This window comes from Paraburkholderia dilworthii, from assembly GCF_000472525.1.
In the GTDB taxonomy this organism is placed as follows: domain Bacteria; phylum Pseudomonadota; class Gammaproteobacteria; order Burkholderiales; family Burkholderiaceae; genus Paraburkholderia; species Paraburkholderia dilworthii.
The window spans coordinates 92,425-113,297 of record NZ_AWZT01000009.1; the positions used below are offsets into that span (position 1 = coordinate 92,425).

The 20,873-nt window shown below is 63.3% G+C and carries 19 protein-coding genes, 1 pseudogene and 1 riboswitch; of the genes and pseudogenes, 11 read left to right on the forward strand and 9 right to left on the reverse strand.

The genetic code is table 11. From position 1 onward, the window contains the following. Nucleotides 1-134: 134 nt before the first annotated feature. Complete coding sequence (gene bamC / locus F759_RS0110980; protein WP_027799891.1) at nucleotides 135-1,367, forward strand: outer membrane protein assembly factor BamC; 1,233 nt, start codon at nucleotides 135-137, stop codon at nucleotides 1,365-1,367. Nucleotides 1,368-1,541: 174 nt separating this feature from the next. Continuing rightward, on the forward strand, nucleotides 1,542-1,697 hold the full coding sequence (locus tag F759_RS43280; RefSeq protein WP_167334019.1) for a hypothetical protein: 156 nt from the start codon (nucleotides 1,542-1,544) through the stop codon (nucleotides 1,695-1,697). Nucleotides 1,698-2,187: 490 nt separating this feature from the next. Here F759_RS43280 and F759_RS0110990 read toward each other — a convergent pair whose 3' ends face one another. From F759_RS0110990 to F759_RS0111015, 6 genes are all read right to left on the reverse strand, one after another. Then, nucleotides 2,188-3,114: a DMT family transporter gene (locus F759_RS0110990; RefSeq protein WP_036024139.1), complete on the reverse strand. Its 927-nt coding sequence runs from the start codon at nucleotides 3,112-3,114 to the stop codon at nucleotides 2,188-2,190. A gap of 404 nt (nucleotides 3,115-3,518) precedes the next feature. Then, nucleotides 3,519-5,117, reverse strand: coding sequence for an L-lactate permease (locus F759_RS0110995; RefSeq protein WP_027799893.1), 1,599 nt, complete (start codon nucleotides 5,115-5,117; stop codon nucleotides 3,519-3,521). 251 nt (nucleotides 5,118-5,368) lie between these two features. After that, nucleotides 5,369-5,926, reverse strand: coding sequence for a hypothetical protein (locus F759_RS37580; protein WP_244438810.1), 558 nt, complete (start codon nucleotides 5,924-5,926; stop codon nucleotides 5,369-5,371). A gap of 230 nt (nucleotides 5,927-6,156) precedes the next feature. After that, nucleotides 6,157-6,369: a glycine zipper 2TM domain-containing protein gene (locus F759_RS0111005; RefSeq protein ID WP_027799894.1), complete on the reverse strand. Its 213-nt coding sequence runs from the start codon at nucleotides 6,367-6,369 to the stop codon at nucleotides 6,157-6,159. Between the two features lie 251 nt (nucleotides 6,370-6,620). Then, nucleotides 6,621-8,552, reverse strand: coding sequence for a phosphomethylpyrimidine synthase ThiC (thiC, locus tag F759_RS0111010; protein WP_027799895.1), 1,932 nt, complete (start codon nucleotides 8,550-8,552; stop codon nucleotides 6,621-6,623). Between the two features lie 129 nt (nucleotides 8,553-8,681). Then, nucleotides 8,682-8,800: riboswitch (TPP riboswitch) on the reverse strand. A 241-nt stretch (nucleotides 8,801-9,041) separates the two neighbouring features. Then, nucleotides 9,042-9,461, reverse strand: a complete 420-nt coding sequence (locus F759_RS0111015) for a GreA/GreB family elongation factor (RefSeq protein ID WP_027799896.1) — start codon at nucleotides 9,459-9,461, stop codon at nucleotides 9,042-9,044. Between the two features lie 575 nt (nucleotides 9,462-10,036). Between F759_RS0111015 and F759_RS0111020 the strand changes: the two genes are divergently transcribed. The 5 genes from F759_RS0111020 (at nucleotide 10,037) to F759_RS0111040 (ending at nucleotide 14,064) form a co-directional block, all read left to right on the forward strand. Next, nucleotides 10,037-10,879, forward strand: coding sequence for a DUF1223 domain-containing protein (locus tag F759_RS0111020; protein WP_027799897.1), 843 nt, complete (start codon nucleotides 10,037-10,039; stop codon nucleotides 10,877-10,879). A 29-nt stretch (nucleotides 10,880-10,908) separates the two neighbouring features. Beyond that, nucleotides 10,909-11,547, forward strand: a complete 639-nt coding sequence (locus F759_RS0111025) for a cytochrome b/b6 domain-containing protein (RefSeq protein WP_027799898.1) — start codon at nucleotides 10,909-10,911, stop codon at nucleotides 11,545-11,547. 32 nt (nucleotides 11,548-11,579) lie between these two features. Then, nucleotides 11,580-12,371, forward strand: coding sequence for a molybdopterin-dependent oxidoreductase (locus F759_RS0111030; protein ID WP_027799899.1), 792 nt, complete (start codon nucleotides 11,580-11,582; stop codon nucleotides 12,369-12,371). A gap of 113 nt (nucleotides 12,372-12,484) precedes the next feature. Continuing rightward, nucleotides 12,485-12,730, forward strand: a complete 246-nt coding sequence (locus tag F759_RS0111035) for a pentapeptide MXKDX repeat protein (protein ID WP_027799900.1) — start codon at nucleotides 12,485-12,487, stop codon at nucleotides 12,728-12,730. Nucleotides 12,731-13,134: 404 nt separating this feature from the next. Then, nucleotides 13,135-14,064, forward strand: a complete 930-nt coding sequence (locus F759_RS0111040) for an EamA family transporter (protein ID WP_027799901.1) — start codon at nucleotides 13,135-13,137, stop codon at nucleotides 14,062-14,064. A 71-nt stretch (nucleotides 14,065-14,135) separates the two neighbouring features. Here the strand turns inward: F759_RS0111040 and F759_RS37585 are convergent. After that, nucleotides 14,136-16,183: pseudogene (locus F759_RS37585) on the reverse strand (oxidoreductase). Between the two features lie 359 nt (nucleotides 16,184-16,542). Between F759_RS37585 and F759_RS0111050 the strand changes: the two are divergent. Then, nucleotides 16,543-17,337: a DUF4397 domain-containing protein gene (locus F759_RS0111050; protein WP_027799902.1), complete on the forward strand. Its 795-nt coding sequence runs from the start codon at nucleotides 16,543-16,545 to the stop codon at nucleotides 17,335-17,337. A gap of 232 nt (nucleotides 17,338-17,569) precedes the next feature. Here the strand turns inward: F759_RS0111050 and F759_RS0111055 are convergent, their stop codons facing one another. After that, entirely contained in the window at nucleotides 17,570-17,704 is a 135-nt protein-coding gene (locus F759_RS0111055) for an entericidin A/B family lipoprotein (protein WP_027799903.1), read from the reverse strand. A gap of 227 nt (nucleotides 17,705-17,931) precedes the next feature. Next, nucleotides 17,932-19,458, reverse strand: coding sequence for a sensor histidine kinase (locus tag F759_RS0111060; protein ID WP_027799904.1), 1,527 nt, complete (start codon nucleotides 19,456-19,458; stop codon nucleotides 17,932-17,934). A gap of 227 nt (nucleotides 19,459-19,685) precedes the next feature. Here F759_RS0111060 and F759_RS40780 point away from each other — a divergent pair, with 227 nt between their 5' ends. From F759_RS40780 to F759_RS0111075, 3 genes are all read left to right on the forward strand, one after another. After that, nucleotides 19,686-19,862 (forward strand): DUF1328 domain-containing protein, encoded by a 177-nt coding sequence (locus F759_RS40780; RefSeq protein WP_013338703.1) that lies wholly within the window; start codon nucleotides 19,686-19,688, stop codon nucleotides 19,860-19,862. Between the two features lie 109 nt (nucleotides 19,863-19,971). Beyond that, complete coding sequence (locus F759_RS40785; protein ID WP_006052455.1) at nucleotides 19,972-20,133, forward strand: DUF1328 domain-containing protein; 162 nt, start codon at nucleotides 19,972-19,974, stop codon at nucleotides 20,131-20,133. 82 nt (nucleotides 20,134-20,215) lie between these two features. Continuing rightward, nucleotides 20,216-20,788, forward strand: a complete 573-nt coding sequence (locus F759_RS0111075; protein WP_027799905.1) for a ferritin-like domain-containing protein — start codon at nucleotides 20,216-20,218, stop codon at nucleotides 20,786-20,788. Nucleotides 20,789-20,873 lie beyond the last annotated feature (85 nt).

The window sequence follows — 20,873 nt, forward strand, 5'->3', positions numbered from 1 at the left end:
GTTAAATGTGCCGCATGCGAGTGAGTCGACGAGCCGGGCAAACCCCAGTTTTTGCACAGGGCTCGCCGGGATCGGTAAAATGTTGGGTTGATCCACGGAAACTTGCCGTGGCGTAGCGGAAGGATTCCCCGAACATGACTGATCTTCGTCTTACCAAGCGGTTTGCAGTAATGCTGATGGCGGGCGGGCTGGTCGCCGGCTGCGGCACGTCGTCGCCGACCAAAGTCGACTACAAGAGCGACTCGAAATCGAAGCAGGTGTCACTCGCCGTGCCGCCGAACATGATCGACGAGACGCCCGATCAGCGTTCGCTGCCGCCGCAAGGCGGCGAAACCTCGTTGTCCACGCTGCGTCAGGTGCAGGCCCAGGCGCCCGCGGCGAACACGCTCGCCGTCGTGCCGCCCGTGAGGGGCATGCATATCCAGCGCGACGGCACGGAAAGCTGGCTCGTGATCGACGGCAAAGCGCCCGCAGACGCGTGGCCGCAAATCCGCCGGTTCTGGCAGGAACAAGGCTTCCTGCTGGTAGTCGATCAGCGCGACAAGGGCGTGATGGAGACCGACTGGAACGAAACCCACGCGCAGATCAACGACGGTCTGATCCGCAGCACGCTGTCGAAGGCAATGGGCAACAGCTACGTGACTTCCGAGCGCAACAAGTACCGCACGCGCCTCGAAGCTGCGCCGAATGGCGGCACTTACGTGTTCATCAGCCAGAAAGGCATGCGCGAGGCGCTGACCGGCACGAACAACGACTCGAGCACGTGGGAGCTGAAGCCGAACGATCCCGGCCTCGAGCAGGAGTATCTGAAGCGCTTGATGGCGGCGCTCGCGCTCGCCGATTCGCGCGGCAAGTCGGGCGGCACGCAGAGCGCCGACCTGTCGCCGGCCGGCGCTCAGACGGCGCCTAACGCAGCGACGGCGGGCGCGAAATCGGCGGCTGCGGCCACGGCGGCGCAGAACGTCGCGCTGTCGGCCCAGCAACCCGTGCGCGATCCGGACGCGGCCAATGCGTCGGCGCAGTTGTCGTCGAACGAACTGACGCTTGGCGAGCCGTATGACCGCGCCTGGCTGCGCGTGGGCCTCGCGCTCGACCGCAGCAACTTCACCGTCGACGACCGCGATCTGAGCCGCGGCCTGTACTTCGTGCGCTACGTCGATCCGAAGGACATGACGTCGGCCGAGCAGGGCTTCTGGAGCCAGGTGTTCCACGGCAAGAAGGAAAAAGTGGCGAGGCAGTATCGCGTGAACGTCCGCGCGTTGACGCCTGACCAGACCCGCGTGGCCGTGGTCGACGACAAGGGCGGTATCGATGAAAGCCCGCAGGCCAAGCAGATCATGACGCTGATGGCCGACCAGTTGCACTGAAGCAGCACGCCGCAAGCCGTCTTAAACCCGTCTGGAACCCGTCCGGGGCACTGTCCCGGGCGGGTTTTTTCATGCCGGTATCGACGCTCGCGTTGCGGTTACGCGGCGCCGCGTGCACATGTCTTGCTTGCGATGAGTGTGCCGGCGCTGACCGGCGTTCAACGGGAGGAAGCCATGTTCGACGTGATCCCTTACTGGATGTGGGCGGCGAGCTTGCTCGTTCTCGCGCTGGTGTGCGGCGCAGCCTTGAGTCCCCGCGAGCCCCGGCGGCGTCCCGCGCTGCGCGGTCGCGCTACGGGTACGCTGCGCTCCAGATGGCCGATGCGCTGAACCTCGCTCATTCGTGTCGCCGCTTCGTGCGACGGTCTTACGACGACAGGCAGCGCGTAACGTGACGTTACGCCGGTGACGTAGCCCCCGAACCCTCCGCGGCGGCGTGTCCAGCGCGTCGCCCTTCGCTTTTATTCCCTGCTTAATCAATGCGTTGCGGCAAACCTTTGCCGGTTCGCACGAACTGGCACGCAAGGTGCTTTTAATGGTTCATGGGGCCGGATTGCGCAGCCCCGCGTGAGCCTGATGGCGGCGCTTCCCGGCGGCATTTTCAACCAGTCGAGAATCGGTCCGGCAGCCGATGCTCAGCCCGATGACGGCCGCGCGCCTGGCGCGCTGGCCTCGGTGGCCCCGTCGCCTATCCTCGTAGGGCGACGGTTTTTCGCCCGCACTTCGATGGAGTGCGGGCTATTTTTTGCCTGGGATTTTTCGCGGTAAGCGAAGTGGACTGCGGACCGGCATAGGCCCGTGACGCTCGAACGCCGAGCTTTCAGGTATCCGCCCGCCGCGCCCCGACCCACGGCAAGCGCTTGACCACGCCAGTCGCCAACGCCGTCCCCACGAGAATCACGCCGCAGCCTTCGAGCATGCCGGGCGACACGCCTTCGCCGAGAAACAGCGCGCCCCACAGAATGCCGAAGATCGGAATCACGAAGGTCACGGTGATCGCTCGCGCCGGTCCGGCCACCGCGATCAGATGGAAGAACAGCATATAGGCGATGCCGGTGCACGCCACGCCGAGCGCGAGCACCGCGCCCCACGCGTGCAGCGAGACCGGCGCGCTCGGCCAGTAGATCACGGCAAGCGGCAACAGCACGACGGTCGCGCCGGTCATCGTGCCGGTCGCGACGGTCAGCGCGTCGACGCCGGTCAGATAGCGCTTCGTGTAGTTGGCGGCGATGCCGTAGAGCAGCGTCGCGCCGAGCGCGGCGCCTGCCGCGAGCGCGGTGGTCACAGGTGTTGCCGCCGACCCGCTCGGCGTGGCGATCTGATCCCAGACCAGCATCAGCACGCCGAGAAAGCCGATCACGAGGCCAAGCGTGCGCAGCGCGCTCAGCCGATCGCGCAGCCAGAGGAAAGCCACGAGGCCGCCCCATAGCGGTGTGGTTGCGTTGATCACCGACGTCACGCCGGCGGACAACGTCAACTCCGCGTACGCGAACAGGCAAAAGGGCGCCGCCGAATTCAGAATGCCCACCACGAGCAGCGGAAAAGCCCGCGTGCGCAGGATCGTCGCCGATTGTTGCAGCGGGCGCCGTGCGAGCAGCACGACTATCAGGAAGGCCGCGCCGATGCCGACGCGCAGCGCCATCAGCGGCGCAACGCCAAAGTCGCTCACGCCGACGCGGATAAACAGAAACGACGCGCCCCAAAGGGCCGCAAGGATCAGCAACTGGAAAAGGTTTTTGGCATTCATTGTGATGGCGTCGCGCGCGGTTGAGTCGAGACGCCTGCGCATCGTATCAGCGCGAGGGGCCGAAACGTTTCAGGTTCGAATGAAATGGCAAGTTTCGGGAAAGCGTCTGACACACGTGATCGTAAGCGTGGCGGGGAGCCGCGCAAAGCGAGCAATTCTCACGCTGATGTGAGAAATATTGCGATTCGATCACGCAAGGCGATATGCAGAGGCGAGGCGGCCGGCGCGAGCGCGCACTCGCTCGCAGGAAGCATTGGCGTCGTCGGTGCGTCGACCGGTGGTAAAAGCGACTCTGGAGCCGGCATACAGAAGAAAGCGCGCGGGCTTCGTCCGCATACGCATGGTGCACACGCATACGACGCGGGCGTGCCGAACCAGACACGCCCGCTACGCCCGCCACGCGTTCAATGCGGGATCATCCCCTGAAGGACGTTCTGCTGTAGCCACACGAGAATACCGAGCAGCACCGTCAACAGAATAGAGTGCTTGAAGGTCTTCGCGAACACCACGCCTTCCTTGCCTTTGAGCTCAGTCGTCGCGACGCCAGTCGAGATATTTTGCGGCGAGATCATCTTGCCCATCACGCCGCCTGAGGAGTTCGTCGCCGCCATCAGGATCGGGTTCAGATTCAACTGATTGGCCGCGACCACCTGCAAGTTGCCGAACAGCGCATTGCCCGATGTATCGCTGCCCGACAGGAACACCGCGACCCAGCCAAGGAACGCAGACACCAGCGGAAAGAACGGCCCGACCGACGCAGCCCCGAGCCCGAGCGTATAAGTGAGCCCCGAGTAGTTCATCAGATACGCGAGTCCGACGATGGTGGCGACCGTCAGAATCGCGATACGCGTCTGCACCCACGTGTCGACGATCGCCGCGCCGAATTCGCGCGCGCTGAGCCGCACCACCAGACCCGTGATGATTGCCGCGACCAGAATCGCCGTGCCCGTCGCGAGCGGCTGGAAGTCCCATACCGCGCCATACGGCGTGTTGTACAAGGTGATGAACACGGCTTTGTCGAGCCCCGGCCACGGCACTTTGACGTCGCCGATCAGGAAGATCTTCGCCACCGTCCAGACGATCACGACCACCGAGACGATGACCCACGGATACCAGCCTTGGCCGCCGCCGATCTTGCCGCGCACTTCGCCGACGCGGTCGATATTGATTGCGAACGCGGGATCGGCCGCCGGCTTCCACACGCGCAGGAACGCAATCGTGACGATGAGCGAGACCATCGACGACAACACGTCGGTCAGGCTGTAATTCACGTAATTCGACGCGACGAACTGCGTGAGCGCGAAACTGGCACCCGACACCAGCAGCACCGGCCAGATGCGCGCCATGTTGCGAAAGCCGGCATAGACGGCGATCACGTAGAACGGCAACAGCAGGGCAAAGAACGGCAACTGGCGGCCGACCATTTTTGCGAGCGAATCGGCGGGCAAATGCGTGACCGCGCCGAGCACCGTGATCGGCACACCGAGTGCGCCGAATGCCACCGGCGCCGTGTTGAAGATCAGCGTGAAGGTGAGCGCCTCGAGCGTCGGAAAGCCGAGCAGGATCAGCAGCGAACTCGTGATCGCGACCGGCGTGCCGAAGCCGGAAATTCCCTCCAGCAGCGCGCCAAACGAAAAGCCCACGACGACCAGCACGACGCGCCGGTCGTTCGGCAGGTTGTCAATCATCCACATGCGAAATGCCGCGAAGCGGCCCGAGCGTTGTGCGATGTTGTAGAGCAGGATCGCGGTGAACACGATCCACATGACCGGCCAGCACGCGAATACGACGCCCGCGGCGACCGAATCGAGCGCGAGCCCCACCGGAAAGCGCCACACGGCAATCGCGACGATCAGCCCGACGACGAGCCCCGCGAGCGACGCCTGCCACGCAGGCCGGCGTGCCCAGCCGAGCAGTACCAGCACGACGATGATCGGCAGCGCCGCGACCAGGAACGACGGAAGCAGGGAATTGCCGACCGGGGTGAGTAGTTGATGAAACATCACGTCTCCTTCGTTGTTGTTCGAAATCGACGCGAGACTGCGAATGACGGGACGCGTCGCTCGTGCAGGACGGATGAGCGCCGCCCGTGTGGCAAAGCACCGGGCGGCTCGCTTTTAAACGCTTACTGTGTGCGGCTTAACCAAGCATAGAGGCCAAGGCCCGCGCGTCAAGAAGGGAAACTACGGGAGGAGCGAAAGCGCAGCCGGCGGCGGGCGCCGGCATCGCCTGACTTCGTTCAGGATGACTTCGTTCAGTGATGGTAGCCGTGGCCATGCCCGCCCCACGACCAGCCAAAGCCGATCGACACCGCCGGGCCATACCAGCCAGGATAGCCGTAACCGTACCAGGCCGGATAAACCGGCGGCGGATAGTACGCCGGATAAGCCGGCGCGACATACACGGGCGGCTGCGCAACCACATAGGCGGCAGGCGGATAGGTTGAGCCCGCCTGCTGTTGCTGCTGTAGTTGCTGCTGCTGTGCTTGCTGTCCGGACTGCTGCTCGACGGCCGGATCGCCCACCGTGCCGAGCGGCACTTCGCGCTGTGCCGCGCTGGCGGGCACTGTCGCGTAATACGCCGGGTAGTAGGCCGGATAGTAGCCGTAAGGGTAGTAGCAGCCAGACAGGAACAGCGCACCTGCGGCGCCGCATAGTGCGAGCCGCGCTCGGCCGATGTTCGCCACATGAGGAATGTGCTGGCTGATGCGGTCAGCCGCGCGCTGCACACGCAGCGGCAGTCGCAGGCGCAGGCGAATAGTATGAAGAGGGCTATGAAACCAGCTATAAAACGAGACGACGGGGGACTTCATGACGCGCTCCAGTTCGCAAGCAGCTTGCAAGCGACGCGGCCGACGCCATCGTCGGCACGTTCTCGCACGAGCTTACGCCCAGGCGGCGCAAAGAGGATTGCAAAACAGTAACGGCGAATTTCGCGTCATTGCCGCCGCATGTCGTGACGCTGGATGCAGTACGTCTTTTCAGCGGATGCGAGCCGGGTTTCGCGCGCGGCTCGCGTTTCACTGCAATGCATCATTGAAGCCTACTTGCCCACCTGATTACCGATGACGCCGCCCACAGCCGCGCCTCCCAGCGTGGACAGCGCACTGCCGCCGACCACCGCGCCGGCCGCGCCACCTACGCCCGCGCCAACTGCGGTATCACGTTGCCGGGTGGTCATGCCCTCGCACGCGCAAAGGCTTGCGGCAACCGCGACAATCGCCGCAAGCGAACCCATTCTACGAATCGATTTCATGATGTTCACTCCCTTGTTGTGATTGGAAGCCGCCTGTCGTTTTGTGTTTGAGTTGATCTTATCGCCGCCGCCGGTTTCCAGATGTATGAGGTTGTCAGCAGATTGACGGTTTCGTAATCAAATGTTTCCCCGCGTGCAGCATGTCGCGTGCCTGAGCGAGCGACGAAAAAAGCCCGCCGGCGGCGGGCTTTGCGTTGCAAGACGTTGTGCGCGCATCGAAGTATGCGAGCGCCGCCAGCGTCGCGAGCGGCTTACTGCCGCTGATAAATCTCAGCGCCTTTCTTCATGAACTCGATCGACTTCACTTCCATGCCTTTTTTCAGCGCTTCGTCGTCGCTGACGCCTTGTTGCGCTGCGAACTCGCGCACGTCCTGCGTGATTTTCATCGAGCAGAAGTGCGGGCCGCACATCGAGCAGAAATGCGCGACCTTGGCTGAATCTTTCGGCAGCGTTTCGTCGTGGAATTCGCGCGCCTTGTCCGGATCGAGGCCGAGGTTGAACTGGTCTTCCCAACGGAATTCGAAGCGGGCCTTGCTCAATGCGTTGTCACGCACCTGCGCGCCCGGATGGCCCTTCGCCAGATCGGCGGCGTGCGCGGCCAGCTTGTACGTGATGATGCCGGTCTTCACGTCGTCCTTGTTCGGCAAGCCCAGGTGCTCCTTCGGCGTCACGTAGCAGAGCATCGCGGTGCCGAACCAGCCGATCATCGCAGCGCCGATGCCCGACGTAATGTGGTCGTAACCCGGCGCGATGTCGGTGGTGAGCGGCCCGAGCGTGTAGAACGGTGCTTCGTCACACCATTCCAGTTGCAGGTCCATGTTTTCCTTGATCAACTGCATCGGCACGTGGCCGGGGCCTTCGATCATCGTCTGCACGTCATGCTTCCACGCGATCTGCGTAAGCTCGCCGAGTGTCTTCAGTTCGCCGAGCTGCGCTTCGTCGTTCGCGTCGTAGATCGAGCCGGGACGCAGGCCGTCGCCGAGCGAGAAGGCCACGTCGTACGCCTTCATGATTTCGCAGATGTCTTCGAAATGCTCGTACAGGAAGCTTTCCTTGTGATGCGCGAGGCACCACTTCGCCATGATCGAGCCGCCGCGCGACACGATGCCGGTCATGCGCTTCGCGGTGAGCGGCACGTATTGCAGACGCACGCCCGCGTGAATCGTGAAGTAGTCGACGCCTTGCTCGGCCTGTTCGATCAGCGTGTCGCGGAAGATTTCCCACGTCAGGTCTTCAGCCTTGCCGTTGACCTTTTCGAGCGCCTGATAGATGGGCACCGTGCCGATCGGCACCGGCGAATTGCGGATGATCCACTCGCGCGTTTCGTGAATGTGCTTGCCGGTGGACAGATCCATCACCGTGTCGCCGCCCCAGCGGATCGCCCACGTCATCTTGTCGACTTCCTCGCCTATCGACGAAGTCACCGCCGAGTTGCCAATATTCGCGTTCACTTTCACGAGGAAGTTGCGGCCGATGATCATCGGCTCGCTTTCCGGGTGATTGATGTTGTTCGGGATGATCGCGCGGCCTCGTGCCACTTCGTCGCGCACGAATTCCGGCGTGATTTCGGTGAGCCCGTTCGGACCGAACGCGCTTGCGCCGAACGCCTGGCCCGGATGCTGGCGACCCATCATCGCGGCGAGTTTTTCCCCGTTCGGACCGCTCGTCTTGAGGCTCTCCAGATACTCGGCGCGGCGCTGGTTCTCGCGAATCGCGATGTACTCCATTTCCGGCGTGATGATGCCTTGACGTGCGTAGTGCATCTGCGAGACGTTCTTGCCGGGCATCGCGCGGCGCGGCGTACGATGCAGGCCCTGGAAGCGCAACTCGACAGTGGCGGGGTCGGCGGCGCGTTCACGGCCGTAGTCGCTCGTGAGGCCGGAGAGCGGTTCGGTGTCGCCGCGTTCCTCGATCCAGCGCTGACGCAGTGCCGGCAAGCCCGCGCGAATGTCGATCTTCGCTTCTGGGTCGGAATAGGGGCCCGACGTATCGTAGACATAGACGGGCGGATTCTTTTCGCCGCCAAAGCTATCAGGCGTGTCGGCCTGGCTGATTTCGCGCATCGGCACGCGGATGTCGGGACGCGAGCCGGTCACGTAGACCTTGCGGGAATTCGGCAGCGGCGCGACGGCGGCTTCGTCGACGTGGGCGTCGGCGGAAAGAAACTTCGGATTGGCGTTCATGCGGTTCTCCATGTGTGGGCCGGAGTGGGCGCTTAAACGCGCTGGTCCGGTCCCATGCAATGTGGGGCCGCTAAGCAGGAGACGAGACGGAAGTAGTCGGAATTCGCGAGAGGTGAGGCTAAAGAGCTGGGTGCGAATCCGTACGCTTCCCTGCGCTGGCATTATCCAGATCAGGTTCAAAGGGTATTTCTCACCCACGCGGCACGGACCTCCAACTCCCGTGCAACGCAGGACCCCCGCGTTAGCAGCGCACACGATACACCGGGCGAGCGCTGCTTGGCAACCCGTGTGCAATGCTGTGTGCGATCCGGCGTGCGCTTCATGCGCGACGCGCTGGGCCGCTACTAGCCACAGGAATGCCAGCGCGGATCGGGGCGCGAAACGCGAACACCTGACGAGCCGCTAATCCGCTATTTGCGCACTATGCTTGTATTGACGGGCGCGCCGCATATGACGCGCTGCAACACTTACGCCACGCGGTGCGTTCGCTTACAGCGTGAAATCGTCGGCGGCTTCGGGCTGGTAGACGATCTTCTCGAGCTTGAGCACCTTTTCGGCGCCGCTCGGCGGCACGAAGCGAATCTGCTCGCCGCGTTTCGCGCCGAGCAGCGCGAGGCCGACTGGCGAGAACACATTCAGGCGGCCATGCGCGAAGTCGGCGTCGGGCGGATACACGACAGTCCAGGTCATCTGCTCGCCGCTGCTTTCGTCAACGAGCGTGGCCTGCGAGTTCATCGTGACCACGTTGGCCGGAATCTCGCGCGAATCGACGATAACCGCGCGCTCCAGTACGTCGTCGAGCACGTCGTGCAAGCGCGAGTCCGCGCCGGGCGCGGCGGCGTGCTTCTCAAGACGGGCGACGTCGAGTTCGGTGAGGTAACACTGCTTGGTCCTTCGGGTCGTTTTCACGGCGGCTACTCCAATTCGATCTGCAATCTGGCTGCAATCTGTGTACGAGGAAACGTCATGCGGATGTGATCGGCCCGGCGCCCCGAAAGTCCCCTTGGGGACGACGCGGCTTCAGGCAAGGGAGTGAGCTGCGTCAGTAGGAGTGCCGGGCGGCGAGAAGCGGAAGCGTTCTTGGCGGAAGCGTTCGCGACGGCTCGCCGGCGGATTGCGGCGCGGACTGCACGCGCGCGCAACCGGTTGCGCGACGAGGGCGCAAGCGGGTCAGGGCACGTAAAGTCGGAGAGCGCATCGAATTGCCGGCAGTGGTCGAATGGAGAGGGTCACCGCGCCGCGCAAATCAGCCCAATGAGAAAAAAAGACAGCGCGCGGCGCGGTCGATAACAGCCATGTTAGCACGGCGTCTTTCAGCGGCCCTTGTGGAGATTTCGCTGTTGTAAGCGGCGGCGCGCAAACCGGTGATGACTTACGAACACCGCGGAACACCGCGCGCAAACGTCAGGCAAAAAAATTTGCAGCGGGCTGTCATAAGCCGCTGCGCGCATCGACAAACGTGCAGATCCCGATAGGAGCACGTCATGCAACTAGTCCGCACGCGCCGCGCGCATAGACCGTTCGTTCGCACCATCGTACTTGTCAGCGCGATAGCGATGTTGTCCGTGAGCGGTTTGGCAAATGCAGCCGGAGCGATGTGTAGTGCGCACAGTCCCCCGCATCGCGTTGCGCTCGTCGAGCTCTACAGCAGTGAAGGGTGCAATAGCTGCCCGCCTGCCGACGAGTGGCTCGGCCAATGGAAGCACAGCGGCTCGACGCAAAGCATCGTGCCTTTGGCATTGCACGTGGACTACTGGAACAGCCTTGGCTGGACGGACCGCTTCTCGCAGCACCGCTTCACCGAACGTCAGCAGACGCTCACCGACCTTGCCGGCGGTCACACGATCTATACGCCTGAAGTTTTCGTGGCCGGGCGGGAATTGCGAAGCTGGTCGCAGCGCGACAGTTTCCAGAGCCGCATCGGCAAGCTCGTTGCCGAGCCGGCGCAAGCGAACGTCGCGCTTGAACTGAAGCCGCAGACGGGCGGCGCATTCAACGTCGCGGCCCGCTTCGACAGCCGGGCTGCGGATCGCGCGGGGCCGCTCAATGCATACGTCGCGGTGTACGAAAACTCGCTGAGCTCTCAGGTTGGCGCGGGCGAAAACCGCGGCGCGACGTTGCATCACGAAAGAGTCGTGCGGCAGTGGATCGGACCGGTGCCGCTCGTCGGCGGCAATGCGCAGATTCGCCGCGACATTCATCTCGACGATGCCGAGGCGAATAGAAATGCTAGCGCGGACGCCGATAAGTTCGGCGTGGTCGCTTTTGTCGAGAACGCCGCAACCGGCGACGTACTGCAAGTGGCCGAACTGGCCGCCTGCCACTAAGCGCTCGTCGTCAATCAATGGAGATTCTCATGGCAACGCATCATGTTGTTCGCGACAGCGCACCGCCTGCCGCGCCTTCGAGCGGCGCGATACATCCGGTATGGGTGCGCATCACGCATTGGCTCAACGCACTGGCTGCGATCGTCATGATGCTCTCGGGCTGGCGCATTTACGATGCGTCGCCGGTCTTCCCCGCGTTCCGTTTCCCCACGGAGATCACGCTCGGCGGCTGGCTGGGCGGCGCGTTGCAATGGCATTTCGCTGCCATGTGGCTGCTGGTTTTCAACGGTCTCGCGTATCTCGCGATCAACCTCGCGAGCGGACGTTTCGTCCGCAAGTTCTTGCCGGTTTCGCCACGCGCGGTGTTGCACGATTTCATCGCCGCGTTGACCGGCAAGCTGTCGCACGCGGACTTGCGGGTCTACAACGCGGTGCAGAAATTCGCCTACCTGTTCGTCGTTTTCGATCTGATCGTGCTCGTGCTGTCGGGGCTCGCGATCTGGAAGTCGGTGCAGTTTCCGCTGCTGCGAGAACTGATGGGCGGCTACGACAACGCCCGCATCGTCCATTTCTGCGCGATGGCGCTGATGGCCGCGTTTATCGCCGTGCATCTGGCGATGGTCGCGCTCGTGCCTCGCTCGCTGCTCGCCATGTTGCGCGGACGATAAATCCAACGCGTGAATGTTACGGATACCGAATCATGAACAAGATCATCAAGCAATCCGCGGCGAACAAAGTCGGCAAGCTGGACCGTGAGTCCATTCTGATCGACGTCAGACGCGAGCTTTCGATGCCGTCGCGGCGTCTGTTCGGCAAGCAGCTTCTGTCGCTCGGCGGTTTGTCGATGCTCACTGGCTGCTCGCTGACCGACGACGAATCGGTCAACAAATTTCTCACCGCCGTCTCGCGCCTGAACGATCGCGCGCAAGCCGCGCTGTTCGATCCGAAGCAACTCGCGCCGACCTACACCGAGGCGCAAATCACGCGGCCATTTCCATTCAATGCGTACTACGGCATCGACGAAGTGCCGCAGGTCGACGCGTCCGGCTACAAGCTGAAGATCAGCGGCCTCGCGACCGGCCAGCGTGTGTGGACCTTACCCGAACTGTACGCGCTGCCGCACGCGGAGCAGATCACCCGGCACATCTGTGTGGAAGGGTGGAGCGCGATAGGCCGGTGGGGCGGCACGCCGTTCGGCGATTTTCTGCGGCGCGTCGGCGCGGACACGAGTGCGAAATACGTCGGCTTCAAATGCGCGGACGACTACTACGAAAGCATCGACATGCCCACCGCGCTGCATCCGCAAACGCTGCTCACGTTTTCCTACGATGGCGAGCGCCTGCCCGCCAGATATGGCTTCCCGATGAAGCTGCGCATGCCCACCAAGCTCGGCTACAAGAACCCCAAGCACATCGTCGAAATGTTCGTCACCAACACGTATCCTGGCGGCTATTGGGTCGACCAGGGTTACAACTGGTTCGGAGGCTCCTGACGCGCGCGGGTCGCCGCATGCGCTGCGCGCGTGCATGACCTCGGGCGGCAGAAGCTTCGGAAATACGCCGGCTCGAGCCGGTTCGATTCATCCACAACAAACGGAGTTATCCCATGAAGAAATTTGCAATCGCAGCAGTGGCCGTCGCCTTTCTGACCAGCGGCGGCGCCGCATTCGCGCAGGCAAGCGGCGCGATGTCCAACGATTCGATGTCGCACGATTCGATGTCGAAAGACACCATGTCCAAGGACGGCATGTCAAAAGACCATATGAAAAAGGACGCAATGAAGCACGACAAGATGAAAAAGGGTGACGCGATGGGCATGAAGCACGAGGCATCGGGCGCGATGAGCAACTGAGCGACGCAGCGGGTCGCCGCAGATTGAATGCGGCGGCTCGGCCCGGTGCGCGCTGCATGAGCGGCGCTTTGTCGGGCAAGGTCAGACACAAAGCCGGGCCGAGGTTCGCCCCGGCTTTGTGTTGCATGCGCACCAAAAGTTACGATTCTTTCGCATGACGCGGTGGGCGCTTACTGCATAATGCGATGCGCGCCGTGAATCCGGCGGCGTCAGCCGCAAATCCGCCGGAGCGACTCGCTCGACCGGCGCGGCGTTGCAACTTCCGTGTGGCTTTTTCTATTAGCCAACTACCGTCCTTCGCTCCACCAACATGTCCGCCAGCCTCGCCCGTCTGACCGCATCGCCGATGCGGTGTCCGCCGTCCCCGCAGCGGGCGCCCCGAACGGAATGGACGGGTTGACCGCATGTCGCTGCAATTCCCAGGCCGTTTTTCTCGTGGTTTCCCGATCCGTTTGCCGCAGTCGCGCAACGGTCAGATTGCGCTCGCGCTCGGCGTCGTCTATCTCGTGTGGGGTTCGACTTATCTCGCGGTGCATGTCGCGCTCGGCTCCTTCCCGCCGTTGCTGATGTCGGGTCTGCGCAACCTGTTCGCCGGCGTTGGCCTGTTCGTTTTCGCGGCGCGCCGCAATCCGGTATGGCCGAGCGCGGCGGAGATCCGCAACGCCGGGCTCGTCGGCACGATGCTGGTCGGGCTGTCGAGCGGCATGCTGGCTTACGGCATGCGCACGGTCGGCACCGGCACTGCGGCGGTCATGGTCGCGACCGTGCCGCTCTTCGCGACGGTAATCGCGGCCGTGGCCGGGCGCAAGATCGGCAAAGGCGAGTGGTTTGCGGTTGGGCTCGGGCTTGCCGGCATCGCGATTCTGAGCCACGGCGACAGCGCGCCAGGTTCGGCGGGCGGCAGCCTCGCGATCCTGTGCGGTGCGCTCTTCTGGGCGGGTGGCGCGCATCTCGCGGGGCGTCTGAAGCTGCCGTCCGACCTGTTTCTATCGACGTCGCTGCAGATCGGCCTGGGCGGCGCGATGTCCACGATGGTCGCGTGGGTTTCCGGCGAACGGATGCTCGAAGTGCATGTCCTGCCGGTGCTCGCGTTTATCTATCTGATGCTGATCGGCACGATGGCCGCCTATGTCGCCTACGGCTTTCTGATACGGCACACGAGTCCGATCATCGCGAGCAGTTGCATGTACGTTAATCCGGTGGTTGCGGTGGCGCTCGGCGCGTTGCTGCTCGGCGAGCCCGTCACGCATTCAACGGTGATCGCGACCGTGGTGATCCTGGTCAGCGTGGGCTTGTCTTTCTGGCTCGACTATCGGAAGAAAGGGCTCGCCTGACGGCAATGCCTGCGGCCAAGCGGGTCGCACACGCACACGCATGCGACTCGCGATCTTCGATTTTTGTCAGCTCAAAGCCGCGCGGCCAGTTCCGCGCCTTCTCGGATCGCGCGCTTCGCGTCCAGTTCGGTGGCGAGCGCCGCGCCGCCAATCACGTGATAGCGCGGGCCGCCTGCATCCGCCGGTTTTTCCTGCGCCGACTCACGCGGATGCAGGTCGCGCAACGATTCCTGCCCTGCGCACACGACGATGTTGTCGACTTCCAGCCATTCTTCGACGCCGTCACGCGCAATCTTCAAACCACGCTGGCTGATTTCCAGATACGACACGCCGGCGAGCATCTTCACGCCGTTTCGCGCGAGCGTCGCTCGATGCACCCAGCCTGACGTCTTGCCGAGCCCCGCGCCGAGCTTGCCCGCCTTGCGCTGCAATAGCCAGATCTGGCGCGGCGGCCGCGCCGGCGCGGGCGGCTTGAGCCCGCCGCGCTCGCGCACGGACAGATCGACGCCCCATTCGTCGAGCCACCCATCGCGCGGTAGTGGCAGCGGCTCGCCTTCGTGATGCAGCAGGAACTCGCTGACGTCGAAGCCGATACCTCCCGCACCGATCACGGCGACGCGGCGTCCCACCGGCGCGCCGCGCAGCACGTCCACATAGGACAGAACATGCGGCGCGTCGATGCCCGAGATCGGGGGCCGCCGCGGCACGATGCCGGTCGCGATCACGATATCGTCGTAAGCTCCCGCCGCGAGCAGCGCGGGGTCCACGCGTGTGCCGAGCCTCACGTCGACGCGGTGCCGCTCCAACTGGCTCTGAAAATAGCGGATCGTCTCGCTGAACTCCTCCTTGCCCGGCACGCGCATCGCCAGATTGAACTGGCCGCCGAGGTTGCGCCTGCATCGAACAAGGTCACACGATGTCCGCGCGATGCCGCCACCGTCGCCGCCGACAATCCCGCGGGTCCCGCACCGACCACCGCGATCGAGCGCACGTGCTGCGGACCCGCGAGCGGCCGATACACCAGCTCGGTTTCGCGCCCGGCGCGCGGGTTGACGAGGCAGGTCGCGCGCTGATTCCTGAACGTATGATCGAGGCAAGCCTGATTGCACGCGATGCAGGTATTGATTTCGTGCGAGCGTCCCTCGGCGGCTTTCAGCACGAAGTCCGGGTCGGCGAGCAGCGGTCTCGCCATCGACACGAGGTCGCCGGCTCCTTGTGCGAGTAACGCTTCGGCGACCTCCGGCGTGTTGATGCGGTTGGAGACGATCACCGGCACCTTCACGGCGGCCTTCAGCCGCGCGCTCAGCGCGGCGAACGCGGCACGCGGCACCGAGGTAACGATGGTCGGCACGCGCGCCTCGTGCCAGCCGATGCCAGTGTTGAACATCGTCACGCCGGCCGCTTCGAGCGCTTGCGCGACCTGCACCGTTTCATCCCACGTATTGCCGCCTTCCACCAGATCGATCAGCGAGAGCCGGTACACGACGATGAAGCGTTCGCCGCAAACCTCGCGCACCCGCTCCACGATCTCGCGTGCAATCCGCATGCGGTTTTCGATGCTGCCGCCGTAGCGATCCGTGCGTCGATTGGTACGCGGGCAGAGGAACTGGTTGAGCAGATAACCTTCGCTACCCATGATCTCGATGCCGTCATAGCCGGCGCGTTGAGCGAGCTTCGCGCAGCGCGCGTAGTCGCGCGCGGTCTTCGCAATGCCGGCGATGCTGAGCGCGCGCGGCTTGAACTTGGAGATCGGCGACTTGAGCGCGGATGCGGACACAACCAGCGGCTGATATCCGTAACGTCCGGCATGCAGAATCTGCAGCGCGATCTTGCCGCCTTCTTCGTGAACCGCTCGCGTAAGCAGCCGATGATTGTGCAGATCGAACACCGAGTTGAGCGTGCCGCCGAACGGCAGCAGCCAGCCTTCGCGATTCGGCGAGATGCCGCCGGTGACGATCAGTCCAACGCCGCCCTTCGCGCGCTCACGGAAGTACTCGGCAAGCTTTGGATAATTCCAGAAACGGTCTTCCATTCCCGTATGCATGGACCCCATCACGACGCGGTTGCGCAAGCGGGTAAAGCCGAGGTCGAGCTCTGCGAGTAAGTGTTGGTAAGACATACAGGCTGCCGTTGTAAGTATGGGGTGCGCACGAACGATACACCGCGCGCTCGTGCCCACCATCTGAGGAAAGCTTCTAATGCTCTCAAGATGTTGCCGGGTAAGACATTGTCCCGCCGCGATAAGCCAATTCGATGGTTGCGGCACACCCATTGCTCATTGGGTGCGTCCATCGACATGGACCGCGCCACGCCTGAAAAAAGGCGCGATGCGCGCAGGGATAGGAGGGAGTGCTTTGCTAACGACAGCCAAAGCGGACCCGTTCGAGCGTCACCGAACAGGGTTTCTGATGGCTAGTCCTTAAGCGTGCGCCCGCATATGAATGGGCGGAAAGCCCGACATCGATATAGGTGAACACAATGAAACTGATCCGAACCATGACGGCCATGATTGCCGCCGCATCCGTTCTGAGCGCGTGCGGGGGCGGCTCCGACGACGTAGGCAAGGAACTCGGCCTCACCAATCCGGAAATCCATTTCGTGCATGCGATTCCGAGCGGACCGGCCGTGGATTTTCTCGTCAACGGCAGCGCACCTTCGGGACAGACGAATGTCTCGTATAAGGGCGTGACGAACTTCACGAACATCAACACAGGTTCGACGAACGTCGCTTATGCGGCGACCGGCACGACGACCGCGCTCGCGAGCGGCAACTTCCCGAACGTCTCCAAGGGCCACGAATACACGGTGCTGGCGTTGCCGGGTACTGCGGCGCCGGACATCGGCCTGATCGACGACCCATTCGACAAGGGCCTGCTCTCCAACAGCGCGCGCGTGCGCGGCTTCAACGCGTCGGGCAACGCGCCGAACCTCGATCTCTATCTGGTTCAGGCCAGCAACACGAACATCGGCAACACGTCGCCGACAATGGCCGGCGTGTCGTTCAAGAACGCGGTGCCGGCGAGCGGCCAGGATTCGATCTACGTGTCGGGCGGCCAGTATGTGCTGATCGCGACGGCGGCGGGCAGCAAGACGCCGATCTACCAGTCGCCGTCGTTCAGCCTGTCGAACAACGCCGACTGGCTCATCACGTCGGTGCCGATTGGCGGTGCGCTGAGCCAGCTCGCGGTGGGGCAGATCCATCTGCTCATCGTGCAGAACGGCAATACGAGCACCCCGAGCGTCGAATTGTCGAACACGCTGACGGGCGCATAATCTTGCCCGCAAGCACGCGCGCATCGCAGCACGTGTGAATAGCGGCAAGTCCTGGGGAGGACGAGGCGGCGATCCACGCAAGTGGATCGCCGCTTTGTTTGTGCAGATGGTTCGGCACAGACATGCACACGCGCGGTCCAGCAAAAAGCCCGCTGCGGTTTCCCGCAGCGGGCTTAGATGATGCATCGCGGCGATGCGCCGCCAGGCCGCGTGGCCTGCAACGAGCCGCGATTTACTTCGCCTTTTCAGCGGAATTCGTGATGGCGTTGCCACCCTTCGAGATATCCTGGCCTGCACCTGACATCGTGTTGCAGCCCGCGAGCGCGGCCGTGCCTGCAATGAGAAGCAAAGCGATCAGTCGATTCATGAGAGTTCTCCTTGTCGAGAAGGTATCGGTTGACGTGTCCCGCTAGCGGCTCTGCTAGCTGCCGACCGTGGCTTGCGCCAGTCGATCCGGTCTGATTGCATGGTAAAAAAAGGGTGGGTGCCGCGCTGTCGGCTGCGATGCGATTTTGTTGTAGGCGTGCTCCGGTGTTCGCGTCGGCGCACTCCTACAACGCGCGCAACGACGCATTCGGTAACGATGCGCGGCGGCTAGACCGGAGTTCGCGCGGGCAAGGACGACGCGTCGCCGCTCGGCTGAGCCGCCGTGCTGACGCTCGGCATCACGACATGAATGTCGGTGCCGTTCGGCACGCCGCGCCGTATGTCGAAACGCCCGCCATGCGCGGCGACGCGCTGACGCATGCCGAGCAGTCCATGCGAGTGGGTGCGCTTCAGATCGGCTGGCATGATGCCCACGCCGTTATCGGCGATATCGAGCGTGACCCGGCCCTCGCCGATCTGCAAGCCGATCGACACCTGCGACGCGCGCGCGTACTTCGCGGCGTTCGTCAGCGATTCCTGCGCGACGCGAAAGAGCGCGATTTCCGTCTGCTCGTCGAGCTGGATATCGTCGGCGGGAAGCTGTAAGTTCAGCGTCCAGTTGTTGCGCTGCGCGGCTTCGTCGGCGAGTGTGCGCAGTGCGGTCACGAGACCGAAATTCGCGAGTACGGTAGGCCGCATGTCTTCGATGATGCGGCGCTTGAGCGCAATTCCCTGGTCCAGATTGGCGAGCGCGCGCTTTAATTTTTCGGAGATGTCGGGGTCGCTCTCCTTCAGCTTGCGGTTGGCCCACGCCACATCCATTTTGCTCGCGGTCAGAATCGCGCCGAGTTCGTCGTGCAACTCGCGCGCGAGTTGCGTCTTCTCATTTTCGCTGACGGCCTGCAAATGCCAGCCGAGCGCCTCGAGTTGACGCGTGCGTTCGTTGACGAGCTGATCGAGCTCGCCTTGTTGTGTGATCAATTGACGCTGAACGCGCGCCTGTCTGTCGATCTGAATGCCGAGATTGCGAAACAGCAGAATGAACAACACGATATTCAGCGCGGAGAGGCCGGCGGCGCACAGTGTCGAGATGCGCTGATCGGCCCGGCTTGCCGCGAGCGCGTGCTGCGCGCGCCGCTCTTCGTTGTCGCGCAGCAGGCTGAGCGTACTGTCGACGAGTGCGGCATCCACCGTATCGGCGCCGCTCGCGCTGCCGCAAGCGCTTAGATCCAGGGGATGCGGCGCCGCGCGCTGCAACGCGGCAATGCCCGCGCCGATCCGCGCTTCGATGAGCGCGCGAATTTGAGTGAAGCTCGCGAGTTCGGCGCTATCGGCTTTGGGGCTGCGGTAAAAGCGTTCGAGTGGCTGTTGGCTTTCGCGAATGCGTGCCGCCGTCGCGCAAAAATCGTGAGCCGCGGCGTCGCGCTTCGTCAGAAGAAAAGCGCTTTGCTGCGCGCTCAGACGCGATAGCTGGCTCGCTAGCGCGCTCAGTTGCACGGTGACGTCGCGGGCTTCGAGAGCCGTCTCGTATTCGGCGGCGATGCGCTCGCGCGCGGTCTCCAATATGACGAGCCCGCCGACGGTGATCACGATCGCGACGGTCATCGCGATCGCCCAGCTGCGGTTGCGCATCCAGTTGCTCAGGCAGGCCGCGGCGCCAGCTTGCGGGGCCACGGTTTGCGATTCCGTTTGCGCGTCGGTTCCCACTTCATTCGGCACATTCGACACATTCGGCGCGTTCTGCACGTTTGACACGTTCGACTCCTTGGACACGCATCAGTGTAGCGCCCGCCGCCATCGCCGCGGGTGCGCGCGGGCGGCAGCAGGGTAAATCGGCGTGGCGAACCAGCGTAGCGTAAAGCGGTCGTAATCGGATGTAAGCGGATTCTCACACGAAAACCGGAGCGCGTCGGAATGCGCGCGCCGCCGCCGGTGGATACGATGGACCCTGATCCCATTCACTGTTTCTGGAGGAAGCCATCATGCTGAAATGGGCGTTGTTCTTCGCCGTCATCGCGGTGATAGCCGGCCTTCTTGGGTTTACCGGCATAGCTGCGGGCGCGGCAGCAATTGCGAAGTTCCTGTTTGTCGTGTTTGTGATTCTGTGCGTGGTGTTCCTCGTGCTCGGCTTCGTGGTGACGAAAAAAATCGTCGATTAGCGCCGCTTTGCCTCGTCAGGGCGCCTGAACCGGGCGCTCAAGCAAAGCGGCACGCGCGACGCAAGCGCACGAGAATCCCACGCGGATACCAACAAGAAGGAGAGTCGCCATGCTTCACTATGCCATCGTCTTTTTCGTCATCGCCATCATTGCAGCGGTGTTCGGGTTCACCGGAATCGCTGCGGGCGCGGCCGAAATCGCGAAGATACTGTTCTATATTTTCCTCGTCGTGTTCGTGGTCACGCTGCTGCTCGGCGTATTCCGAACGTAGACCTGAGCACGGCTCTATCGGCGCATCGCGCGGGCATTTGCGCGATGCGCGCATCCCCCAATACGGATAAAGGAGAAATTCAATGGCGAACACACCTGGCGCCCAAGGCGCAGCATCGCAGTCGAGCGACCCGTTCGTGATGGACGTCCAGAAGATCCGCGACGACGCCCGCAAGCACATGTCGGATGGTCCCGTGACGCAAAGCTATGGCGCGGATCGTGACACGGTGCTCAAGCTGCTCAACGACGCGTTGGCTACGGAGATCGTCTGCACGCTGCGTTACAAGCGGCATCACTTCATGGCGAAGGGCATCAACTCGGAAGCGGTGGCCGCTGAATTCGCGGAGCACGCGACGGAAGAACAGGAGCATGCCGATCGTATCGCCGAGCGCATCGTGCAGCTTGGTGGCGAGCCGGATTTCGCGCCGGACGGCCTAAGGACGCGCGCGCACTCCGAGTACAAGGAAGGCGAGAACCTCACCGACATGATCCGCGAAAATCTGGTCGCCGAGCGCATTGCAATCGACACCTATCGCGAGATCATCCGCTATCTGGGCGAGAAGGACGTCACGACGCGGCGTCTCTTTGAAGAGATTCTCGCGGTCGAGGAAGAGCATGCGGACGATATGGCCGACCTGCTCGAAGGGCGCGAGTGATCGCGCCCGGCAAGGTGGACTTGCGGCCGGCGGTTGCGGCCGCAATAACGCCGGAATGCGGCCGGACGTCATTACAATGTCTGCT